This window comes from Curvibacter cyanobacteriorum, from assembly GCF_028649475.1.
GTDB classification, from domain to species: Bacteria; Pseudomonadota; Gammaproteobacteria; order Burkholderiales; family Burkholderiaceae_C; genus Curvibacter; species Curvibacter cyanobacteriorum.
The window spans coordinates 395,305-413,490 of the sequence record NZ_JAQSIP010000001.1 but is presented as its reverse complement, the minus strand read 5'-3'; the positions used below and the strand labels follow the sequence as shown (position 1 = coordinate 413,490).

The following is an 18,186-nucleotide window of genomic DNA, read 5'->3' as shown; positions in this document are numbered from 1 at the left end:
CAGCCTGCACGTCTGATTTGGGACGTGCTGCGCTGTGTCAGCCCGCGGGCGGGTGTTCGTGCGCACCCTGATTTCTGGCAACCCTTATTGGTCTCACCATGAATCAGAAAGACTATTCCCTCCCTCCCCTCGGCGATGCCGAGTCCATGGCCCCCGTCAGCCTGCCGGCCGGCGCGCGCTTTGCGTTCATTGAAGCCGCCTGGCATGCCGACATCGTGCAGCAGGCCCGCGCGGCCTTCCTGGTCGAGATGGCGCGCCACGGCGTGGGCGCCGAGGCCGTCGACGTGATCGGCGTGCCGGGCGCGTTCGAAATCCCGCTGCACGCCAAGCGCCTGATCCAGAGCGGCCGCTACCACGCCATCGTGGCCTGCGCGCTGGTGGTGGACGGCGGCATTTACCGCCATGAGTTCGTCGCCCAGACCGTGGTCCAGGCCTTGATGACCGTGCAACTCGAGACCCAGGTGCCCGTCATCTCGGCGGTGCTGACACCGCACCACTTCCACGAGCACCTGGAACACCGCAAGTACTTCCAGAACCACTTCAGCGTGAAGGGCACCGAGGCCGCCCGCGCCTGCGTGCAGACCGTGGCCAGCCTGCTGAAGCTGCCCGCGGCCTGAACCGGCCCCCGGGTCCGCAGGGCGCCCACGACCCCGGCCCCGCCATGGGCCCCGGTCGCGGCGGCCCCGGCCCGGGCGGCGCACTGCCCACGCGGATGCGCCGCCGCCCGACGCTCGACCGCTGCGGCGGCCAGGGGGGCTGGCCTTGAGGTCCACCCGCCCCCAGCGCCTGCCTCGCTGCACTGCAGCAGCAGCGCGCTACACTTCGCAACCTCGCCTTCCGGCAGGCCCTCCGCGACCGCCTGAAGATTGCCCGCCACCCTGCACTGCCGCTCGCCCCACGCCCATGTCCGCCGTTTTCAACTTCACGTTTGTGCCTTGGTTTCGCTCCGTGGCGCCCTACATCCACATGCACCGGGGCAAGACCTTTGTGGTGGGCATCGCGGGCGAGGCCATCGCGGCCGGCAAGCTGCCCCACATCGCGCAGGACTTGGCCCTGATCCAGAGCATGGGCGTCAAGGTCGTGCTGGTGCACGGCTTCCGCCCCCAGGTCAACGAGCAGCTGCGCGCCAAGGGCCAGGAACCCAAGTACGCCAACGGCATCCGCATCACCGACGAGATCGCGCTCGACTGTGCCCAGGAGGCCGCGGGCCAGCTGCGCTACGAGATCGAGGCCGCGTTCAGCATGGGCCTGCCCAACACGCCGATGGCGGGTTCGACCGTGCGCATGATTTCGGGCAACTTCCTGACCGCGCGCCCGGTGGGCATCGTGGACGGCGTGGACTTCAAGCACTCGGGCCTGGTGCGCAAGGTGGACGTGGCCAGCATCCAGCGTTCGCTGGACTTTGGGGCCATGGTGCTGCTGTCGCCATTTGGCTTCTCGCCCACCGGCGAGGCCTTCAACCTGAGCATGGAAGAAGTGGCCACGCGGGTGGCCGCCGAACTGCAGGCTGACAAGCTGATCTTCCTGACCGAGGTGCCCGGCATCCGCATCGACCCGCTGGCCCCCGAGAGCGAGGACAACCCGATCGACACCGAGCTGCCACTGGCCGCAGCCGAGAAGCTGTTGCAAAGCCTGCCCAAGGCCGAGCTGCCCACCGACACCGCCTTCTACCTGCAGCACTGCGTGCAAGCCTGCAAGGCCGGCGTGGAACGCAGCCACATCCTGCCCTTTGCGGTGGATGGCGCCCTGCTGCTGGAGGTGTATGTGCACGACGGCATCGGCACCATGGTGGTGGACGAAAAGCTCGAAGAGCTGCGCGAAGCCACCGCCGACGACGTGGGCGGCATCCTGCAACTGATCGAGCCATTCGAGAAGGATGGCACCCTGGTCAAGCGCAGCCGCACCGAGATCGAGCGCGACATCGAGCTCTACAGCATCATCGACCACGACGGCGTGACCTTTGCCTGTGCGGCGCTCTACCCCTACCCCGAGGCCCGCACCGGTGAGATGGCCGCGCTGACCGTGTCACCGCAGAGCCAGGGCCAGGGCGACGGCGAAAAAATCCTCAAACGCATCGAGCAGCGCGCCCGCGCCATGGGCTTGCAGAGCATTTTTGTGCTGACCACCCGCACCATGCACTGGTTCATCAAGCGCGGCTTCCAGCCCGTCGACCCCGACTGGCTGCCCGAGGCGCGCAAGCGCAAATACAACTGGGACCGCAAGAGCCAGGTGCTGGTGAAGAAGTTCTGAACGCTTTCGGCCCTGGGTTTCCCCCAAGGTCGGGGGGAAAAGAAGCGATTCCAATCGATGGGCGGGCTGCAAGGCCCCCTCAGCGCGCTATATTGCGTGAACTGTCCCTGGTTTCGCGCGACTGCTGATTGGCGGCTGGGGAGTTTCTGTTTGCCAACGCCGCATCCGACGCACCATGACCGAACCGACCGACTCTCCCTTTGTCCACAGCCAAAACGAAGTCGACGTGCACTTCCGGCTGGGCCAGCTGACGCGCCAACTGCACGACTCGCTCAACGCGCTGGGCATCGCTGAAAAGCTGCACGGCGCGGCTGAAGAATTGCCAGATGCCAAGAGCCGCCTCAGCTACATCGCGCGCCTGACCGGTGAAGCAGCCGAGAAAGTGCTCAATTCGGTCGACAAGACCAAAGAAGCGCGCGAGCCCGTGGACGTCGAAACGCGCCGCCTGACCGAGCTGATCGAGCGCTACCCGGGCACCACCTTCACGGGCAAGGACTTGCTGACCTACTTGCACCTGGTCAGCCGCTCCAACGCCGCCATGGACGAGAACCTCACCGACATCATGATGGCGCAGGACTTCCACGACCTGACGGGCCAGGTGATTGCGCGCGTGGTCAACCTGGCCTCGGACATCGAAAAGCAACTGCTCGACCTGTTGGTCAGCACCGCCCCCGAAGGCGGCATGGCCAGCACCCCGACGCCCACCAAAGACCTGCAAGGCCCGGTGGTGGACGGTCAGTCCAACCGCGAGGTGGTGACCAACCAGTCCCAGGTGGACGACCTGCTCGCCAGCCTGGGCTTCTGAGCCCGCCGCCAAGGCACGCCAGCGCCCAGGCGCCCCGAAAAAAAACCGGCCGCAAAGGCCGGTTTTTTGATGGCGGAGCCAGCTCAGAAGCCCGAGCGTGATCGGCCCTGGCGCTGCGCGACCAGGCCCAGCACGGCGCCGATGCCGAGCAGCACGAAGGTCACGAACGACCAGTTGGCGATCGAGCCCCCCAGGAAGGTCCAGTCGACGGCCGAGCAATCACCGCTGCCCTTGAACACCATCGGGATCACGCGTTGCAGCGGGAAGGCCTCGATCATGCCGTACAGGTCGCGCCCGCAGGTCATGATTTCAGGCGGGTTCCATTGCAGCCAGCTCTGGCGTGCCGCGACAAAGGCGCCAAAGGCCGAGGTGATGAGGATCAGCACGCTGCCCAGCACCCAGGCCCCGCGGCGCGGCGACAGGGCCGCCAGCGCGGCCCACACCGCCACCAGCAACAGGGCGTAGCGTTGCACGATGCACATCGGGCAAGGCTCCAGGCCCAGCTGGTGTTGCAGGTAAAGGCCAAAAGCCAGCATGGCCAGGCAGGTGGCGCTGGCCAGCGCCAGCAACAGGCGCGGCGCGCGATCAAACCAATTCAGCAGAAACAAGTCACTGTCCTTCAACAAACACGCGGGCGCGGCGCGGCGTCACCACCAGCGTCTCGCCTTCGCGGAAACCCATTTCACGGTATTGCTGCGCCGGGATCTGCGCTTCAATCACCGTGTCCTGAGCGGGATTTTCCGCTGGTTTGTTGGATTCGGACGGAATAAGTTCCAAACGAGCGATCGGACCGACCACAATCGCGCGGCTCAGTTGAGCCACGATGCCACTGGGGCGACCCGAGGCATCGACGCCGGCACCGGGCGAATAGCGCTCCACATCGAGGTCGTGCGGGCGCACATAGGCGAACGCCTTGGCGTTTTGCGCGCTGGCATGTTCGGGCGAATCGAGTTGCAGGCCGTCGAGGTGCACCAGGCCTTCGTGGGCGCGGCCATGGAACAGGTTCACATCGCCCAGGAAGCCATAGACAAAGGGGCTGGCCGGGTGGTCCCAGACTTCTTGCGGCGAACCGCTTTGCTCGACCACGCCGCTGTTCATCAGCACCACGCGGTCGGCCACTTCCAGGGCTTCTTCCTGGTCGTGGGTCACGAAGATGCTGGTCACATGCAACTCGTCGTGCAGGCGGCGCAACCAGCGGCGCAGTTCCTTGCGCACCTTGGCATCCAACGCACCAAAGGGCTCGTCGAGCAGCAGCACCTTGGGCTCGACCGCCAGGGCCCGTGCCAGCGCGATGCGCTGCCGCTGACCGCCCGACAGCTGGGACGGGTAGCGGTCGGCCAGCCAGTCCAGCTGCACCAGCTTGAGCAGGTCGTGCACCTTGGTCTTGATCTGGGCCTCGCTGGGGCGCTGGCCACGCGGCTTGACGCGCAGGCCAAACGCGACGTTCTCAAACACCGTCATGTGGCGGAACAGCGCGTAGTGCTGGAACACAAAACCCACTTGGCGGTCGCGCACATGCACGTCGGTGGTGTCTTCGCCCGAGAACAGGATGCTGCCCGTGTCGGCGGTTTCCAGGCCGGCAATGATGCGCAGCAGGGTCGTCTTGCCGCAGCCCGAGGGGCCGAGCAAGGCGATGAGTTCGCCGGAGTCGATGTCGAGGCTGACGTCCTTGAGGGCGTGGAAGTCACCGAAATGCTTGCTGACGTTGCGGATCTGAATGCTCATGAAAGGGTCCTCAGCTGGTCTGGCCAGCAGGGGTGGAAACCGGGGTGACAGGCGTGTGGGGGGCTTCAGGCGGCTGGGCCTCGGCGTCGCGCATCTCCTGCGCGTGGCGCCACTCGACCACCGACTTGATGACCAGGGTCACCAGGGCCAGCAGGGCCAGCAGCGAGGCCACCGCAAAGGCGGCCACCGACTGGTATTCGTTGTAGAGGATCTCGACGTGCAGCGGGATGGTGTTGGTCTGGCCACGGATGTGACCCGACACCACCGACACCGCACCAAACTCACCCATAGCGCGTGCATTGCACAAGATGACGCCGTAGATCAGGCCCCACTTGATCTTGGGCAGGGTCACCAGCCAGAAGGTCTGCCAACCACTGGCCCCCAGCACGATGGCGGCTTGCTCTTCATCGCTGCCCTGGGCCTGCATCAGCGGGATCAGCTCACGGGCCACAAAGGGGAAGGTCACGAACACGGTGGCCAACACGATGCCCGGCACGGCAAAGATGATCTTGATGTCATGCGCGGCCAGCCACGGACCGAACCAGCCCTGGGCGCCGAACATCAGCACGTAAATCAAACCCGCCACCACCGGCGAGACCGAAAACGGCAGGTCCACCAGGGTGGTCAGGAAAGACTTGCCCGGGAACTCGAACTTGGCAATGGCCCAGGCCGCCGAGACGCCGAACACCAGGTTCAGCGGCACGGCGATGGCGGCCGTGATCAGGGTCAGGCGGATGGCCGACCAGGCATCGGGCTCCTTGAGGGCCTCGACGAAGGGGCCCACGCCTTTGCGCAGCGCCTCGGTGAACACCGCGGCCAGCGGCAGCACCAGGAACAGGAACATGAACACCAGGGCGATGCCGATCAGGGTCCACTTGACCCAGGCGGCTTCGGTGGTGCCCGATTGGATGCGGGAGACTCGGGCTTGGCTCATGCGGGGGCTCCGGTGTGGCGGCGCTGCCAGGCTTGCAGCGCGTTGATGACCAGCAGCAGCACGAAGGAGATGACCAACATCACCACCGCGACCGCAGTGGCCCCGGCGTAGTCGTATTGCTCCAGCTTGCCGATGATGATCAGCGGCGTGATCTCCGACACCATGGGCATGTTGCCGGCGATGAAAATGACCGACCCGTACTCGCCAATGGCGCGCGCGAAAGCCATCGCAAAGCCGGTCAACAGCGCCGGGGCGATCGAGGGCAGGATCACGCGGGTGAAGGTCTGCCAGCGCGTCGCGCCCAGGCAGGTGGCGGCTTCTTCAAGCTCTTTCTCGGCGTCCTCCAGCACAGGCTGCACGGTGCGCACCACAAAGGGCAGGCCAATGAAGATCAGCGCCACCACAATGCCCGCGGGCTTGAAGGCCAGCTGGATGCCGTGCGGCTCCAGGTACTGCCCGATCCAGCCATTGCCCGCCAACAGGGCGGTCAGCGAGATGCCCGCCACCGCCGTGGGCAAGGCAAAAGGCAGGTCCACCAACGCATCCACGATCTTCTTGAACGGGAAGGTATAGCGCACCAGCACCCAGGCCACCAGCAGGCCGAAGACCACATTGACCAGGGCCGCGATCAGCGACGCCCCGAACGTCAGGCGGTAAGAGGCCAGCACGCGCGGCGCAGTGACCGCGTTCCAGAACTGGTCCCAGCTCAGGGTCGAGGTCTTGAACAGCAGCGCCGACAAGGGGATCAGCACGATCACGCTGAGGTACAGCACCGTGTAGCCCAAGGTCAGGCCAAAGCCGGGCAAGACCCGTTTGGCACCCCCCGTGCGCCGCAGCTGGGGGCTGGCGGGCGCCACGCCCGCAGTCGAAGAAGCACTCATCTTGTTTTATTTGCCACCAGGGCTGTAGATCTTGTCGAACTGACCACCGTCGTTGAAGTGGACTTTTTGGGCTTCCGCCAGCGAGCCGAAGTAATCCGACACCGCGAACAGCTGGATCGGCTTGAAGACTTCAGCGTGCTTCTTCAGCACGGCGGCCGAGCGCGGGCGCAGTGCGTGCTTGGCCGCGATCTCCTGCGCCTCTTCCGAGTACAGGTAGTCGAGGTAGGCCTTGGCCAGCTCGCCCGTGCCCTTCTTGGCCACGGTGCGCTCCACCACCGCCACGGGGTTCTCGGCAATGATGCTGATCGAGGGGTGCACCGCGTCCACCTTGCCAGCACCGAACTCGCGGTCGACCGAGACCACTTCGGACTCAAAGGTCACCAGCACGTCGCCAATGTTGCGTTGCAGGAAGATGGTGGTGGCGTCGCGGCCGCCCTTGGCCAGCACCGGCACGTTCTTGTAGAGCTTGCTCACGAACTCGGCGGCCTGGGCATCAGTGCCGCCCTTCTTGCGCACGTAGCCCCAGGCAGCCAGGTAGGCCATGCGGCCGTTGCCACCGGTCTTGGGGTTGACCACGATCACCTGGATGCCGGGCTTGATCAGGTCGTCCCAGTCCTTGATGTTCTTGGGGTTGCCGTTGCGGGTCAGGAACAGCATGGTCGAGCTGGTCGGCGAGGCATTGCCCGGGAAGCGCTTAGCCCAGTCCTTGGCCACCACCCCGTTGCCCGCCAGGAAGTCCACATCGGTGGTGGTGTTCATGGTCACCACATCGGCGTCCAGACCGTCGTTGACGGCACGCGCCTGGGCGCTGGAGCCACCGTGCGCCTGGTCGATCTTCACGTCTTTGCCCGTGGTCTTCTTCCAGTGCGCGACAAAGGCCGCGTTGTAGTCCTTGTAGAACTCACGCGCCACGTCGTAGGACGCGTTGAGCAGGGTGGTTTGGGCACTGGCCAGAGAGCCAGCGGCCAGCGCCAGAGCGGCCAGGGTCAACTTGAAGTGGTTTCTCATGAGGATTCAAAGGTCGGTTGAAGGGGGGCCGAACCCACGCCCAAAGCGAGGTCGCCGGCCAAGGACTGCAGCAAGGCCAGGCCCAACGGCCACTCGCCATGCCCGGACTCGACGTTGATGTGGCCGGCGTCCTGCAAGCGAACGAATTCGCTGCCCCAGGAGCGCGCGTAGGCGCCCGCCAGGCGGATCGGGCAGAAGGGGTCGTTGCTGCTGGCGACAAGGATACTTCGATAGGGCAGCCGCTCGCACGGCGCCGGGGCAAAGTCACTCAAGACTGCACGGCGTGCGGGGTCGGCAGGGGCCACCAGCAAAGCGCCCTGGATACGGCCCAGCACCTCGGTCGGCAGGTGCACCACGGCCATGCAACCGAGGCTGTGCGCGGCCAGCACCACCGGGCCCGGGGCGGCCTCGATGGTCTTGGCCAGGGAACCGACCCAGGCCGCCCGCGTCGGGGTGACCCAGTCGTCCTGACGCACCCGCTGCGCCCCCGCCAGGCGGTCGGCCCACAGGGTCTGCCAATGGCCAGGCCCTGAATCGCGCCAGCCCGGCACGATGATCACCGTGGTGTGGGGGGCCGCCATGGCGTCAGCCCCCCGCCACGGCGCGGCGCCAGGGCCGGACGGTGCGTTGGCGGGTGGAGACGAGGGCGTGCATAGGGTGTCCAAAAGTAGAAGCTGGCCGCGATTCTGCGAAAGAACGCTTAAAACAAGAACGAATAGTTCGTTGTTTGTTTATCCGGTATTCGACATAAAGGATTTCGGCACCCCACCACCAGGTGCCACACACCGCGGCGCGCCGCTGGCCCGCAGGTCTTCAGGACCAGACCGGGCCGGCTGGGCGGCAGCGCTCACTGGGCGCACGCCGTGGTGAAGCGGGTGCCGTCCCCCACCCGCTCGAACTCCTCGGCCAAAAAGTCCAGAAAGCTGCGCACCACCGGCAACAAACCCCGACGCGACGGAAACACCGCGTGCACGATGGGCTGGGCCGAGGCCCAGCCCGGCAGCGCCTCGACCAGGCGCCCGTCGGCCAGCTCCTGCAGGCACATGTAGTCGGGCAGCCAGCCGGCGCCCGTGCCTGCCAGCACCGCGTACTTGAGGGTCAACAGGTCGTCCGCCACGTAGCGGGGCCGGTGCGCGATCGACAGCACCTGGGCATTGGGGCCTTCAAGCTCCCAGCTCGAGCGCCCATCGGCACTGGACATGGCCACACTGTCCAGCTGCCCCAGGCTGTCCGGGCCCATCACCTGGCCCGGGTGGGCTGCCGACCAGCGCTGCAGCACCGCCGGAGCGGCCACCAGCAGCGAACGCCCCACGCCCAGGCGCTTGACCACCAGGGTGCCGCTGGCGTCCATGCGGGTGCGCACGCGCAAGGCCACGTCAACGCCATCCTCGATCAGATCGACCACCCGGTTATTGACTTCCAACTGCAGGCTGACCCGCGGGTAACGGGCCAAGAAGCGGGGCAGCATCTCGCCCACCATGACCTGGCACAAGGTCACCGGGCACACCACCCGCAGGTTGCCCGAGGGCTCGGCCTGCAAGGCCGCCACCGCCTCGGTGGCCGACTGGGCCGACTCGCGCAGCGCGCGGCAGTGCCGGTAGAACACATCACCCGCCTCGCTCAGCGCCACCCGCCGGGTGGTGCGCTGCAGCAGGCGCACCCCCAGCCCGGCCTCCAGCGCCGCCACACGCCGGGACAGGCGCGATTTGGGCAAGCCCAGGCTGCGGCTGGCCGCGGCAAAGCCGCCCTGCTCCACCACCTCGGCGAAGTACAACATGTCGTTCAAATCATGCAAGCGGGGCTCCTGGGGTTGTCGGCGGCTTGATTGAATCCATTGGCAGGACAATCAATTTCAAAATTAGCGGCTTATCACTGATTAGATCAATCAGGACAATACTCCCATCGCCCCAGTGGCTTATTCAACCTTTCAGGAACCCCATGAAACTGCTCCACATCGACTCCAGCGTTCTCGGCGACAACTCGGTGTCGCGCCAACTGACGGCCCAGACCGTGGCCCAGTGGCAAGCCCGTCACCCGGGTCTGGAAGTCAGCTACCTGGACCTGGCCGCGCAGGCCCCGAGCCACCTCAATGCCGATTCGCTGGGCTTTCGCCTGCCCGCCGGTTCGGCCGAACTGAGCGAGGTTCAAAAACAGGAAAACGCCATCTCGGAAGCCCTGGTGAGCCAGTTCCTGGACTCGGACGTGATCGTGGTCGGCGCCCCGCTGTACAACTTCAGCATCCCGAGCCAGCTGAAGGCCTGGATCGACCGCATCTGCCAGGCCGGTCGCACCTTCCGCTACACCGCCAACGGCCCTGAGGGCCTGGCCGGCGGCAAGAAGGTGGTGGTGGTGTCGACCCGCGGTGGCAAGTACTCGATCTCGGAAGCAGCCCGCGCCATGGAACACCAAGAGACCTACCTGGTCACCGTGTTCGGCTTCCTGGGCATCCGCGACGTCAGCATCGTGCGCGCCGAAGGTTTGTCGATGGGTGACGCTGTCAAGAGCGAAGCCCTGGCGTCGGCCCAGGCCGAAATCGCGGCACTGGCCTGAGGCTCGCCGCTGGTCCGGGGTGCCTGGCGCCCTGGCTGACCGCACCGGGTCCCAGTCGACCTGCCTGTGACGACGCCCCCCCCAAGGGGCCGTCGTCGTTTCAGTGGCACCTGACCAACGTGCCCAAGCGGTCGCCACGCCTCAGCGCGGGTCTGGTGAGCGGACTCGCCCACCGCCACAGGCCACGGGCCACCAAGGGTGGCCAGAGTAGCCATCAGCCCTGGGTCTGCCCGTTCAAACGGCGCCACAGTCGCACCAGGCGGCCGGGCTCATGCAGGCTGAAGGTTTTGCGGGCGTACTGGGGCACATGCCAGACCGAGCGCGTGCCGGCCAGGAAGGTGGCGGTATCCCCCGGCTTCAGGGTGAATTGACGCCCCTGGTAACTGACTTCGACCTGCCCTTCGATCAGGTGCACGGTCTCATCGATCCAAAAACGCCACTCAAAGGTGCTGGGGCCGTCGCAGGCCCACAGGCCCGTGACCGCGCGACCGTCGTGGGAGCGCCGCACTTCGGAGGCGCGGAAATTGGGTTTACCGTCGATCACCCACTCGGGGTTCACCTGGAACTCTGTCAGCGGTCGGTGCACCGCCACCTCGGAGGCCGGCTCGGCCCGCTTCAGGTACAGGACGGCATCCACCAGGCCCAAGCCCCCCAAGGTCAACAACGCCCCTCCCAGGGCGGCAACAATCATTTTCTTCATAGCGCCAAATTATCGGAGTCTTTACCGGCGGGGCCAAGCAGAGCCCCGCTGATCCTCTGAACTTGCGCGATCCCTGTCACACCGCGGCTCAGATGAACCACAGCAGCGCCAGCAAGCCGCCCAAAATCACCCACTTCAGCAGGTAGTACAGCACGCGGTTGCGAGCCTTGAGCGCCTTGCCCCAGACCCGCGCACGGTAGGCCACCGCAAAAAAACGGTTCAGCCCCCCGGTGCGGTCCTCGGCCGCGTTGGGCGAAGTGGCCGCCCCCACCACACAGCGCCCGAACCAGCGGTTGAAGGCCCGCACGCCGCGGCCTGCCAAGGGCCGCTCCACATCGCAAAACAGGATCAGGCGATCTTCGGACGTCTGGTTCTCGGCGAAGTGAACAAAGGTTTCATCGAACAACACCGCCTCGCCATCGCGCCAGCTGTAGCGCTGGCCATCGACCTCGATGAAGCACCGGTCGTCATTGGGGGTGGCCAAACCCAGGTGGTAGCGGATCGAGCCCGCGTACGGGTCGCGGTGGCGCACCAGGCGTGCGCCCGGCGGCAGGTGCGCAAACATGGCGGCCTTCACCGAGGGCACCTGCTGCAACAGGCCCAGCGTGACCGGGCACAGCGACAAGGCCGAGGGGTGCGGCTGGCCGTACCACATCAGGTAAAAGCGCTTCCAGCCCGTGCGAAAGAAAGAGTTGAAGCCGATGTCGGTGTAGCCGTCCGAGGCCTTGATGCGACCCAATTCGGCCAGGCGCAGTCCCTCGTCACGGATCTCGGTCCAATGCTCGGCAAAAACCCGCATCTGCGGAAAGTCATCCAGGCTCTGGTAGGGCCGGTTGGGCACCCGCGAGGCCGCGTACAGCAGCACGTTGACCGGGGCAAAAAAGGTCGAATGGTCGGTGATCTGCCGAAACAGCCCCAACCGCACCCGCCCCCGAAAATGCACCACCAGGGTGGCCAACACAAACACGCTGAGGATCGCCCACTTCACGGTACCGCCTGAGGAAAGAAGCGCTGCAGAAACCCTGCGCGGTGCCGTTCCTCACGGAGGCACGGGGCCCCGGTGCGAACCCCGACATCGCCACCGGCGACCCCAAGGCCCAGCCACCCGGGCGCGAGGGGCCAGACGCGAAGCGGGCCCCCAGGGCGGGCCATGGAACAGCGCCAGACCACGCGGCCCAGGTGCCGCCAAGCAGAGCGCTATCGTAGGAGGACACGCCGTGCGCCAGGACCCTCAGCGTCGCCAGCCAACCGCCAGCGGGGCCCGGTGGTCGGGCATCGCACCGCCGCTGCGGTGCACGGGGGCTGGCGGGGGCTGACGCGTGCCGATCCCGCCTGGCCACGGCCCCGATGCGCGCTCCGACACGGCCCCGCGCCGAGGCAGCGCCGAAACACTGCTGGACGCCTCAGCGCGCGCCCTTGCGCGCCGGCTTGGCGCCGGCCGAGGGCTTGGCGCCCGTGACGCGGGGCGGCAGCCCCGTGTGCTGGGTCAGGAGGCGGCCCTTGGACGGGGTGGCCGCCTTGCCCAGCGCGGGTCCGCGGGCCCCGGCGGCGGGGGCCAGCGGCTTGCCGGTGGGCTTGGCCGCGACCGGGGTCGAGTTCTTGCGGCGGGCGCTTTGGTACGCCCCGTCGGTCATCGGCTGGAAGGTCGGGATCAAGTGCTGCTTGCCGTTGCCAATCAGGTCGGCCCGGCCCATGGCCTTGAGCGCTTCGCGCAGCAGGGGCCAGTTGTTGGGATCGTGGTAGCGCAAGAACGCCTTGTGCAGGCGGCGGCGCTTCTCGCCGCGCACGATGTCCACCGCCTCGCTGTCCCGGGTGATCTTGCGCAGCGGGTTGCGGCTGCTGTGGTACATCGCCGTGGCGGTGGCCATCGGACTGGGGTAGAAGGTCTGCACCTGGTCGGCCCGGAAGCCATTGCGCTTCAGCCACAGGGCCAGGTTCATCATGTCCTCGTCGCGCGTGCCCGGGTGGGCTGCGATGAAGTACGGGATCAGGAACTGCTTCTTGCCGACCTCTTCCGAGTACTTCTCGAACATCTGCTTGAACTTGTCGTAGCTGCCGATGCCGGGCTTCATCATCTTGGACAGCGGCCCCTGCTCGGTGTGTTCGGGCGCGATCTTGAGGTAGCCCCCCACATGGTGCTGCACCAGTTCCTTGACGTACTCGGGGCTCTTGACGGCCAGGTCGTAACGCAGGCCCGAGCCGATCAAAATTTTCTTGATGCCCTTGAGCGCGCGCGCGCGGCGGTAGATCTTGATCAGCGGGTCGTGGTTGGTGTTGAGGTTCTGGCAGATGCCCGGGTAGACGCAGCTGGGTTTGCGGCAGGCGGCCTCGATCTCGGGCGTCTTGCAGCCAATGCGGTACATGTTGGCGGTCGGGCCGCCGAGGTCGGAGATGACGCCCGTGAAGCCCTTGACCTTGTCGCGGATGTCCTCCACCTCGCGGATGATGGACTCCTCGGAGCGGCTCTGGATGATGCGGCCCTCGTGCTCGGTGATCGAGCAGAAGGTGCAGCCGCCAAAGCAGCCGCGCATGATGTTCACGCTGAAGCGGATCATCTCCCAGGCTGGGATCTTGGTCGCGCCATCGTGGCTGCCGTGCTCGTCGGCGTAGGCCGGGTGCGGGCTGCGCGCGTAAGGCAGGTCGAACACCATGTCCATCTCGGCCGTGCTCAGCGGAATGGGCGGCGGGTTGATCCAGACGTCACGCGCGGTCACGCCTTCGCCGTGGGCCTGCACCAGGGCGCGCGCGTTGCCCGGGTTGGTCTCCAGGTGCAGCACCCGGTTGGCATGGGCGTACAGCACCGGGTCGCTCTTGACCGCTTCGTAGGACGGCAGCCGGATCACGCTGCGCTCGCGCGGGGGCACCTTGATCTTGCCCTGCACGGCGGGGTTGGGCACAAAGTTCAGCGGCTTGATCTGCGGGTTGACCGCGGGCGAGCCCTGGGCCTCGGCGCGGGCGGCGGTGGCTGCGGCTTCGTCCTCTTTGGCGCAGGTGGCGCCTTGCTCGCGCGCCTGGTCCGAAATCATCAGGTAGGGGTTGACGTGCGCTTCCACGCGGCCCGGGGTGTCGATGCTGGTCGAGTCAATCTCGAACCAGCCTTGGCTGGACTCGTCGCCCGAGCGGCGAATGAAGGCCGTGCCACGCACATCGGTGATCTGCTCCACAGGTTCCCGTGCCGCCAGGCGGTGCGCGATCTCGACAATCGCCCGCTCGGCGTTGCCGTACAGCAGCAGGTCGCACTTGGCATCCACCACGATGGAGCGGCGCACTTTGTCCGACCAGTAGTCGTAGTGGGCGATGCGGCGCAGCGAGCCTTCGATGCCCCCCAGGATGATGGGCACGTCCTTGTAGGCCTCGCGGCAGCGCTGGCTGTAGACGATGGCCGCGCGGTCGGGGCGCTTGCCGCCCACGTCGCCCGGGGTGTAGGCGTCGTCGGAGCGGATCTTGCGGTCCGCCGTGTAGCGGTTGATCATCGAATCCATGTTGCCGGCCGTGACGCCGAAAAACAGGTTTGGCTTGCCCAGGGCCCGGAACGGGTCCGCGCTTTGCCAGTCCGGCTGGGCGATGATGCCGACCCGAAAGCCTTGCGCCTCGAGCATGCGGCCGATCACCGACATGCCAAAACTCGGGTGGTCCACATAGGCGTCCCCGGTGACCACGATGATGTCGCAGCTGTCCCAGCCCAGCTTGTCCATCTCGGCACGGCTCATGGGCAGGAACGGGGCCGTGCCAAAACGCGCCGCCCAGAACTTGCGGTAGCTGTTCAGGGGCTTGGCGGCGCGCGCGAAAAAGGACACGTCAACGGGGGCGTTCATGCGGGGGCTTTGTGGGGGTTAACCCTCCATTTTAGAGGGTTGAGCCCTTTTGAGGCTTTGTCAACACGCCAAGCAGGGCCAATCCCCCAGGGCAGGCGGCCCAGGCGAGGCCCCGCGCAATGCCGCCCGACCCTGCCCGGCCGCTCCACCCGGATCAAGCCCGACGTCCATGCGTTCGTCGCCCCTCCCGCGCCAGCCACCGCTGGGCGCTGAAGGGGCATGCACGCCGGGGCAAGCACGCCGGGGCAGGCAGGCACCGTTCAGGGGGCCGGCTCGTCGAGCGGGTAAGTGCTCTCGTAGATCTTGAGCTGGGTAATCAGCCCGTCCTCCACCGTGAAGTGAAAGGCGAAGTCCACCCGCATCAGCACCCCCGTGGCTTTGATGACGGTCTCCAGCTCGCCCGTGGCGATGGCCTGCCGGCCTTCACACAGGATCTGGTGCAGGGCAAACCGCTTGGGCTGGGCCCGCAGGCGGTGCTGGTCGATGAAGTCCGCCACCTGCTCCCGGTTGTGCACCGGGCCCGACCAGGGAATGGCCAGCGAGTTGCGCGGGATGTCCCACAGGAGCGTGGGCGAGAACAGCGCCGCCAGCTCGGCGCCGGGACGGCGGGCCTTGACCAGTTCGAAATACTGGCGCACGGCGCGCCGGGTGGCCTCGCTGGCGGTGAGGGGCTCGGGCGGCGGGATTGATGCGCTTGATGCGCTTGATGCGCTGGGGAGGCTGGGGGGGCTGGGGGGGCTGGACATGGTGCAAACCCTTTCAAGGTGCGGTGAAAGCTCGGCGTGACAGCGGCCCCAGGCGGGGCCCCAAAACCCATCCCCCTGCCCACGGCCCCTGAAGGCCGCCGCGTCAGGCCAGGGCGCGGGCGATGGTGTGGCGTTTGACCGTGGTCTTGGGCACGTGAAAATCAAACCAGTTGCGCACGTCCTGCTCCAGGCCGATGCCGTGCATGTAGTTGTAGATGGCCTTTTTGAGGCCCACGCCCAAGGCGTCGTGGTCGACCCCCGTGGGGTCGCGGAAGGCGATGTCGTTGCGCGCAAACTGGCCCGGTGGCAAGGGCACCAGGGACACGCCGTAGTCTTGCGGGTTCTGCCCCACGGGCGAGTGCACCGTGCAGACGAAGCGGTGCCAGAAGCCCGACTGGATGCAGCCATTCTCGAACAACTGGCGCACGTATTCCAGCGCGTCCACCGTGTCCTGCACCGTCTGGGTCGGAAAACCGTACATCAGGTAGGCATGCACCAGGATGCCCGCGTCGGTGAGGCTGCGCGTGACGCGCGCCACCTGCTCGACCGACACCCCTTTTTTCATCAGGTTCAGCAGGCGGTCCGAAGCCACCTCCAGCCCGCCCGAGATCGCGATGCAGCCGCTGTCGGCCAGTTGCTGGCACAGCTCGGGGGTGAAGGACTTCTCAAAGCGGATGTTGCCCCACCAGGAGATCGACGTGCCGCGGCGCTGCAGTTCCTGGGCCAGCGCCTTGAGTGACTTGGGCGGGGCCGCCTCGTCCACAAAATGGAAGCCTGTCTGGCCCGTCTCGGCGACGATGGCCTCGATGCGGTCGACCAGGGCGGCGGCGCTGGCGGTTTCGTAGCGCGAGATGTAGTCCAGGCTGACGTCGCAGAAGCTGCACTTCTTCCAGTAGCAGCCATGGGCCACCGTGAGCTTGTTCCAGCGCCCGTCACTCCACAGGCGGTGCATGGGGTTGAGCATGTCCAGCAGCGACAGGTAGCGCTGCAAGGGCAAGCCGTCCCAGGTCGGCGTGCCGACCTGCTCGAACGGCACATCGGGCTCGGCGAAATGGATCCAGCGCACCGCGCCGCTGCCTTCGTCGCGCACGAAGGTGCGCACCAGGCGCTGGGCCGAGCGGCGGCCTTGCAGGTGCTCCAACAGCGCCATCAGCGGCCGCTCGCCGGCGTCCAGGGTGACGTAGTCAAAGTAATCAAACACCCGCGGCTCGGCCAGTTCGCGCAGCTCGGTGTTGACAAAGCCGCCGCCCAGCACCGTCACCACCTGGGGGTGGTGTGCCTTGATGGCCTGGGCCATGCGGAAGGCGCCGTACACGGCGCCCGGAAAAGGCACCGAGATCAGGACCACCGTGGGCGCATGGCGCGCCACCGCGTCGAGCGTCAGCCGGTGCAAGGTGCTGTCAACCAGGTTGTGCGGCGCGGCCAAGGCCTCGGCCAGGGGGTCAAAGGTGGGCTGTGCCGCCGCCAGCGATTCGGCGTAGCGCACGAACTCGAAGCGCGGGTCCACCGCGTCGCGCAGCACATCGGCCAGGTCATTGAGGTACAGCGTGGCCAGGTGGCGCGCCCGGTCTTGCTGGCCCAGGGCACCAAAGGCCCAGGCCAGGGGGTCGTCGCCCTCCTCGGCCAGGTAGACCTCGAGCGACTCAAACCGGGGCCCCTCGGGCAGGAACTGGCGGCTGGCGATGCGGTGCGCCAGCGTCAGGTCGCGGCCTTGCAAAAAAGCCATGGTGGGCGCCAAGGTGGCCACATAGCGGTCAAACTGGTCCAGGAACAGCTGCACGCGCGCCGTCTGCGGGCGCTCGGGCTCGGCCTCGATCACCGCCCGCACCTGGCGCAGGCCCTCGGGCGAGAACAACGCCAACACCAGGCCCAGGGCCAGGTCCTCCTGCTGTGCCGCGATCCCCTGGGCGCGCAAAAAACCGGTCAGGTAGGCCGTGGAGGGGTAAGGCGTGTTGAGCTGGGTCATCGGGGGGATGAGCGCCAGCACGCGGACAGGAGAAGCAGACATCGGGGCAGGATCAGGCAAGAAGCGGGGGCGGCGCGGACGGTCAGAACCGCGCCGGTTGATGCGATGATCATAGGCGTAGCCGCCCTCAACGACCTCCCACTGCCCCCATGACCCCGCGTTCTCCCCTGCTGCAGATCCGCCAACTTGACTTTGCCCACCCCGCCGAGGGCCGCCAGAGCCCGGTCCCGGTGTTCAGCCAACTCAGCGCCAGCCTGGCCCCGGGGGTGAGCTGGGTGGGCGGCGGCGAAAGCCGGGGCAAGACCACCTTGCTGCGTTTGCTGGCCGGCGAGTTGCAGCCCCAGGCCGGCGCGCTGCAACTGGGCGCCCTGCCCTGGTCCGCCCCCCAGGCAGCCCCCGCGGCTTGGCGCTCGCAAGTGGCCTGGTTCCCCAACGGGCTGGCGGGCCAGGACGCCTTGCGCCCGGCCGCGTGTTTTGATCAGGCACGGCAGCGCCACCCCCGGTTCAGCGATGACGCCCTGGCCGACCTGATCGAAGGCCTGGATCTGGCCCAGCACCTCGACAAATCGCTCTACATGCTGTCCACCGGCACGCGGCGCAAGGTCTGGCTGGCCGCGACCCTGGCCAGTGGCACGCCGCTGACGCTGATGGACGAGCCCTTCGCGGCACTGGACCGCGGCTCGATCGATTTCCTGCGCGAACTGTTGCGCGAGGCCGCCCAGCACACCGAGCGGGCCTGGGTCATCGCCGCTTACAGCGCGCCCGCAGGCGTGCCCCTGAGCGGCCAACTGGACCTGGGCGACTGA

17 protein-coding genes are annotated in these 18,186 nt (G+C 66.9%); 5 read left to right on the top strand and 12 right to left on the bottom strand.

The genetic code is table 11. From position 1 onward, the window contains the following. The first annotated feature begins 98 nt into the window (after positions 1 to 98). From PSQ40_RS01820 to PSQ40_RS01810, 3 genes are all read left to right on the top strand, one after another. A complete protein-coding gene (locus PSQ40_RS01820) occupies positions 99 to 617 on the top strand; it encodes a 6,7-dimethyl-8-ribityllumazine synthase (protein ID WP_409338531.1) in 519 nt (172 codons plus the stop codon). Positions 618 to 903: 286 nt separating this feature from the next. After that, positions 904 to 2,250 (top strand): amino-acid N-acetyltransferase, encoded by a 1,347-nt coding sequence (argA, locus tag PSQ40_RS01815; protein WP_273948290.1) that lies wholly within the window; start codon positions 904 to 906, stop codon positions 2,248 to 2,250. Between the two features lie 175 nt (positions 2,251 to 2,425). Then, positions 2,426 to 3,055: a protein phosphatase CheZ gene (locus PSQ40_RS01810; RefSeq protein WP_273948288.1), complete on the top strand. Its 630-nt coding sequence runs from the start codon at positions 2,426 to 2,428 to the stop codon at positions 3,053 to 3,055. An 83-nt stretch (positions 3,056 to 3,138) separates the two neighbouring features. Here the strand turns inward: PSQ40_RS01810 and PSQ40_RS01805 are convergent, their stop codons facing one another. The 7 genes from PSQ40_RS01805 to PSQ40_RS01775 form a co-directional block, all read right to left on the bottom strand. Next, entirely contained in the window at positions 3,139 to 3,663 is a 525-nt protein-coding gene (locus tag PSQ40_RS01805; RefSeq protein ID WP_273948287.1) for a disulfide bond formation protein B, read from the bottom strand. A gap of 1 nt (position 3,664) precedes the next feature. After that, the gene (locus tag PSQ40_RS01800) at positions 3,665 to 4,780 is read right to left on the bottom strand and encodes a sulfate/molybdate ABC transporter ATP-binding protein (RefSeq protein ID WP_273948286.1); all 1,116 of its coding nucleotides are present in this window, start codon (positions 4,778 to 4,780) and stop codon (positions 3,665 to 3,667) included. Between the two features lie 10 nt (positions 4,781 to 4,790). Continuing rightward, a complete protein-coding gene (cysW, locus tag PSQ40_RS01795; RefSeq protein ID WP_273948284.1) occupies positions 4,791 to 5,714 on the bottom strand; it encodes a sulfate ABC transporter permease subunit CysW in 924 nt (307 codons plus the stop codon). Then, positions 5,711 to 6,595, bottom strand: a complete 885-nt coding sequence (cysT, locus tag PSQ40_RS01790; RefSeq protein WP_273948282.1) for a sulfate ABC transporter permease subunit CysT — start codon at positions 6,593 to 6,595, stop codon at positions 5,711 to 5,713. The genes cysW and cysT overlap by 4 nt, the downstream gene beginning before the upstream one ends. A 6-nt stretch (positions 6,596 to 6,601) precedes the next feature. After that, positions 6,602 to 7,603 (bottom strand): sulfate ABC transporter substrate-binding protein, encoded by a 1,002-nt coding sequence (locus tag PSQ40_RS01785; RefSeq protein WP_273948281.1) that lies wholly within the window; start codon positions 7,601 to 7,603, stop codon positions 6,602 to 6,604. Beyond that, entirely contained in the window at positions 7,600 to 8,184 is a 585-nt protein-coding gene (locus tag PSQ40_RS01780) for an RBBP9/YdeN family alpha/beta hydrolase (RefSeq protein WP_273948280.1), read from the bottom strand. Before PSQ40_RS01780 ends, PSQ40_RS01785 begins: the two co-directional genes overlap by 4 nt. Before the next feature lie 266 nt (positions 8,185 to 8,450). Then, complete coding sequence (locus PSQ40_RS01775) at positions 8,451 to 9,398, bottom strand: LysR substrate-binding domain-containing protein (RefSeq protein ID WP_273948279.1); 948 nt, start codon at positions 9,396 to 9,398, stop codon at positions 8,451 to 8,453. 143 nt (positions 9,399 to 9,541) lie between these two features. On the opposite strand from PSQ40_RS01775, the gene PSQ40_RS01770 reads away from it, so the two are divergent. Next, the gene (locus PSQ40_RS01770; RefSeq protein ID WP_273948277.1) at positions 9,542 to 10,153 is read left to right on the top strand and encodes an FMN-dependent NADH-azoreductase; all 612 of its coding nucleotides are present in this window, start codon (positions 9,542 to 9,544) and stop codon (positions 10,151 to 10,153) included. Between the two features lie 214 nt (positions 10,154 to 10,367). Here PSQ40_RS01770 and PSQ40_RS01765 read toward each other — a convergent pair whose 3' ends face one another. The 5 genes from PSQ40_RS01765 to PSQ40_RS01745 form a co-directional block, all read right to left on the bottom strand. Further along, positions 10,368 to 10,844, bottom strand: coding sequence for a cupin domain-containing protein (locus tag PSQ40_RS01765; RefSeq protein ID WP_273948276.1), 477 nt, complete (start codon positions 10,842 to 10,844; stop codon positions 10,368 to 10,370). A gap of 97 nt (positions 10,845 to 10,941) precedes the next feature. Next, positions 10,942 to 11,841 carry an aspartyl/asparaginyl beta-hydroxylase domain-containing protein gene (locus tag PSQ40_RS01760; protein ID WP_273948275.1) on the bottom strand — a complete coding sequence of 300 codons (900 nt, stop codon included), beginning with the start codon at positions 11,839 to 11,841 and terminating at the stop codon, positions 10,942 to 10,944. A gap of 415 nt (positions 11,842 to 12,256) precedes the next feature. Beyond that, positions 12,257 to 14,668 carry a YgiQ family radical SAM protein gene (locus tag PSQ40_RS01755; RefSeq protein ID WP_273948273.1) on the bottom strand — a complete coding sequence of 804 codons (2,412 nt, stop codon included), beginning with the start codon at positions 14,666 to 14,668 and terminating at the stop codon, positions 12,257 to 12,259. A gap of 260 nt (positions 14,669 to 14,928) precedes the next feature. Then, entirely contained in the window at positions 14,929 to 15,414 is a 486-nt protein-coding gene (locus PSQ40_RS01750; protein ID WP_273948271.1) for a nuclear transport factor 2 family protein, read from the bottom strand. 103 nt (positions 15,415 to 15,517) lie between these two features. Next, positions 15,518 to 17,422, bottom strand: coding sequence for a B12-binding domain-containing radical SAM protein (locus tag PSQ40_RS01745; RefSeq protein ID WP_273948270.1), 1,905 nt, complete (start codon positions 17,420 to 17,422; stop codon positions 15,518 to 15,520). Between the two features lie 107 nt (positions 17,423 to 17,529). Between PSQ40_RS01745 and PSQ40_RS01740 the strand changes: the two genes are divergently transcribed. Then, the gene (locus PSQ40_RS01740) at positions 17,530 to 18,186 is read left to right on the top strand and encodes an ABC transporter ATP-binding protein (RefSeq protein WP_273948269.1); all 657 of its coding nucleotides are present in this window, start codon (positions 17,530 to 17,532) and stop codon (positions 18,184 to 18,186) included.

What these genes read in the sequence shown, in the direction of transcription:
- PSQ40_RS01750 (WP_273948271.1), bottom strand. Translation starts at nt 15,414, where the DNA reads ATGTCCAGCCCCCCCAGCCCCCCCAGCCTCCCCAGCGCATCAAGCGCA.
- PSQ40_RS01780 (WP_273948280.1), bottom strand. Translation starts at nt 8,184, where the DNA reads ATGGCGGCCCCCCACACCACGGTGATCATCGTGCCGGGCTGGCGCGAT.
- cysT (WP_273948282.1), bottom strand. Translation starts at nt 6,595, where the DNA reads ATGAGTGCTTCTTCGACTGCGGGCGTGGCGCCCGCCAGCCCCCAGCTG.
- PSQ40_RS01755 (WP_273948273.1), bottom strand. Translation starts at nt 14,668, where the DNA reads ATGAACGCCCCCGTTGACGTGTCCTTTTTCGCGCGCGCCGCCAAGCCC.
- PSQ40_RS01820 (WP_409338531.1), top strand. Translation starts at nt 99, where the DNA reads ATGAATCAGAAAGACTATTCCCTCCCTCCCCTCGGCGATGCCGAGTCC.
- PSQ40_RS01740 (WP_273948269.1), top strand. Translation starts at nt 17,530, where the DNA reads ATGACCCCGCGTTCTCCCCTGCTGCAGATCCGCCAACTTGACTTTGCC.
- PSQ40_RS01770 (WP_273948277.1), top strand. Translation starts at nt 9,542, where the DNA reads ATGAAACTGCTCCACATCGACTCCAGCGTTCTCGGCGACAACTCGGTG.
- argA (WP_273948290.1), top strand. Translation starts at nt 904, where the DNA reads ATGTCCGCCGTTTTCAACTTCACGTTTGTGCCTTGGTTTCGCTCCGTG.
- PSQ40_RS01745 (WP_273948270.1), bottom strand. Translation starts at nt 17,422, where the DNA reads ATGTCTGCTTCTCCTGTCCGCGTGCTGGCGCTCATCCCCCCGATGACC.
- PSQ40_RS01785 (WP_273948281.1), bottom strand. Translation starts at nt 7,603, where the DNA reads ATGAGAAACCACTTCAAGTTGACCCTGGCCGCTCTGGCGCTGGCCGCT.
- cysW (WP_273948284.1), bottom strand. Translation starts at nt 5,714, where the DNA reads ATGAGCCAAGCCCGAGTCTCCCGCATCCAATCGGGCACCACCGAAGCC.
- PSQ40_RS01765 (WP_273948276.1), bottom strand. Translation starts at nt 10,844, where the DNA reads ATGATTGTTGCCGCCCTGGGAGGGGCGTTGTTGACCTTGGGGGGCTTG.
- PSQ40_RS01800 (WP_273948286.1), bottom strand. Translation starts at nt 4,780, where the DNA reads ATGAGCATTCAGATCCGCAACGTCAGCAAGCATTTCGGTGACTTCCAC.
- PSQ40_RS01810 (WP_273948288.1), top strand. Translation starts at nt 2,426, where the DNA reads ATGACCGAACCGACCGACTCTCCCTTTGTCCACAGCCAAAACGAAGTC.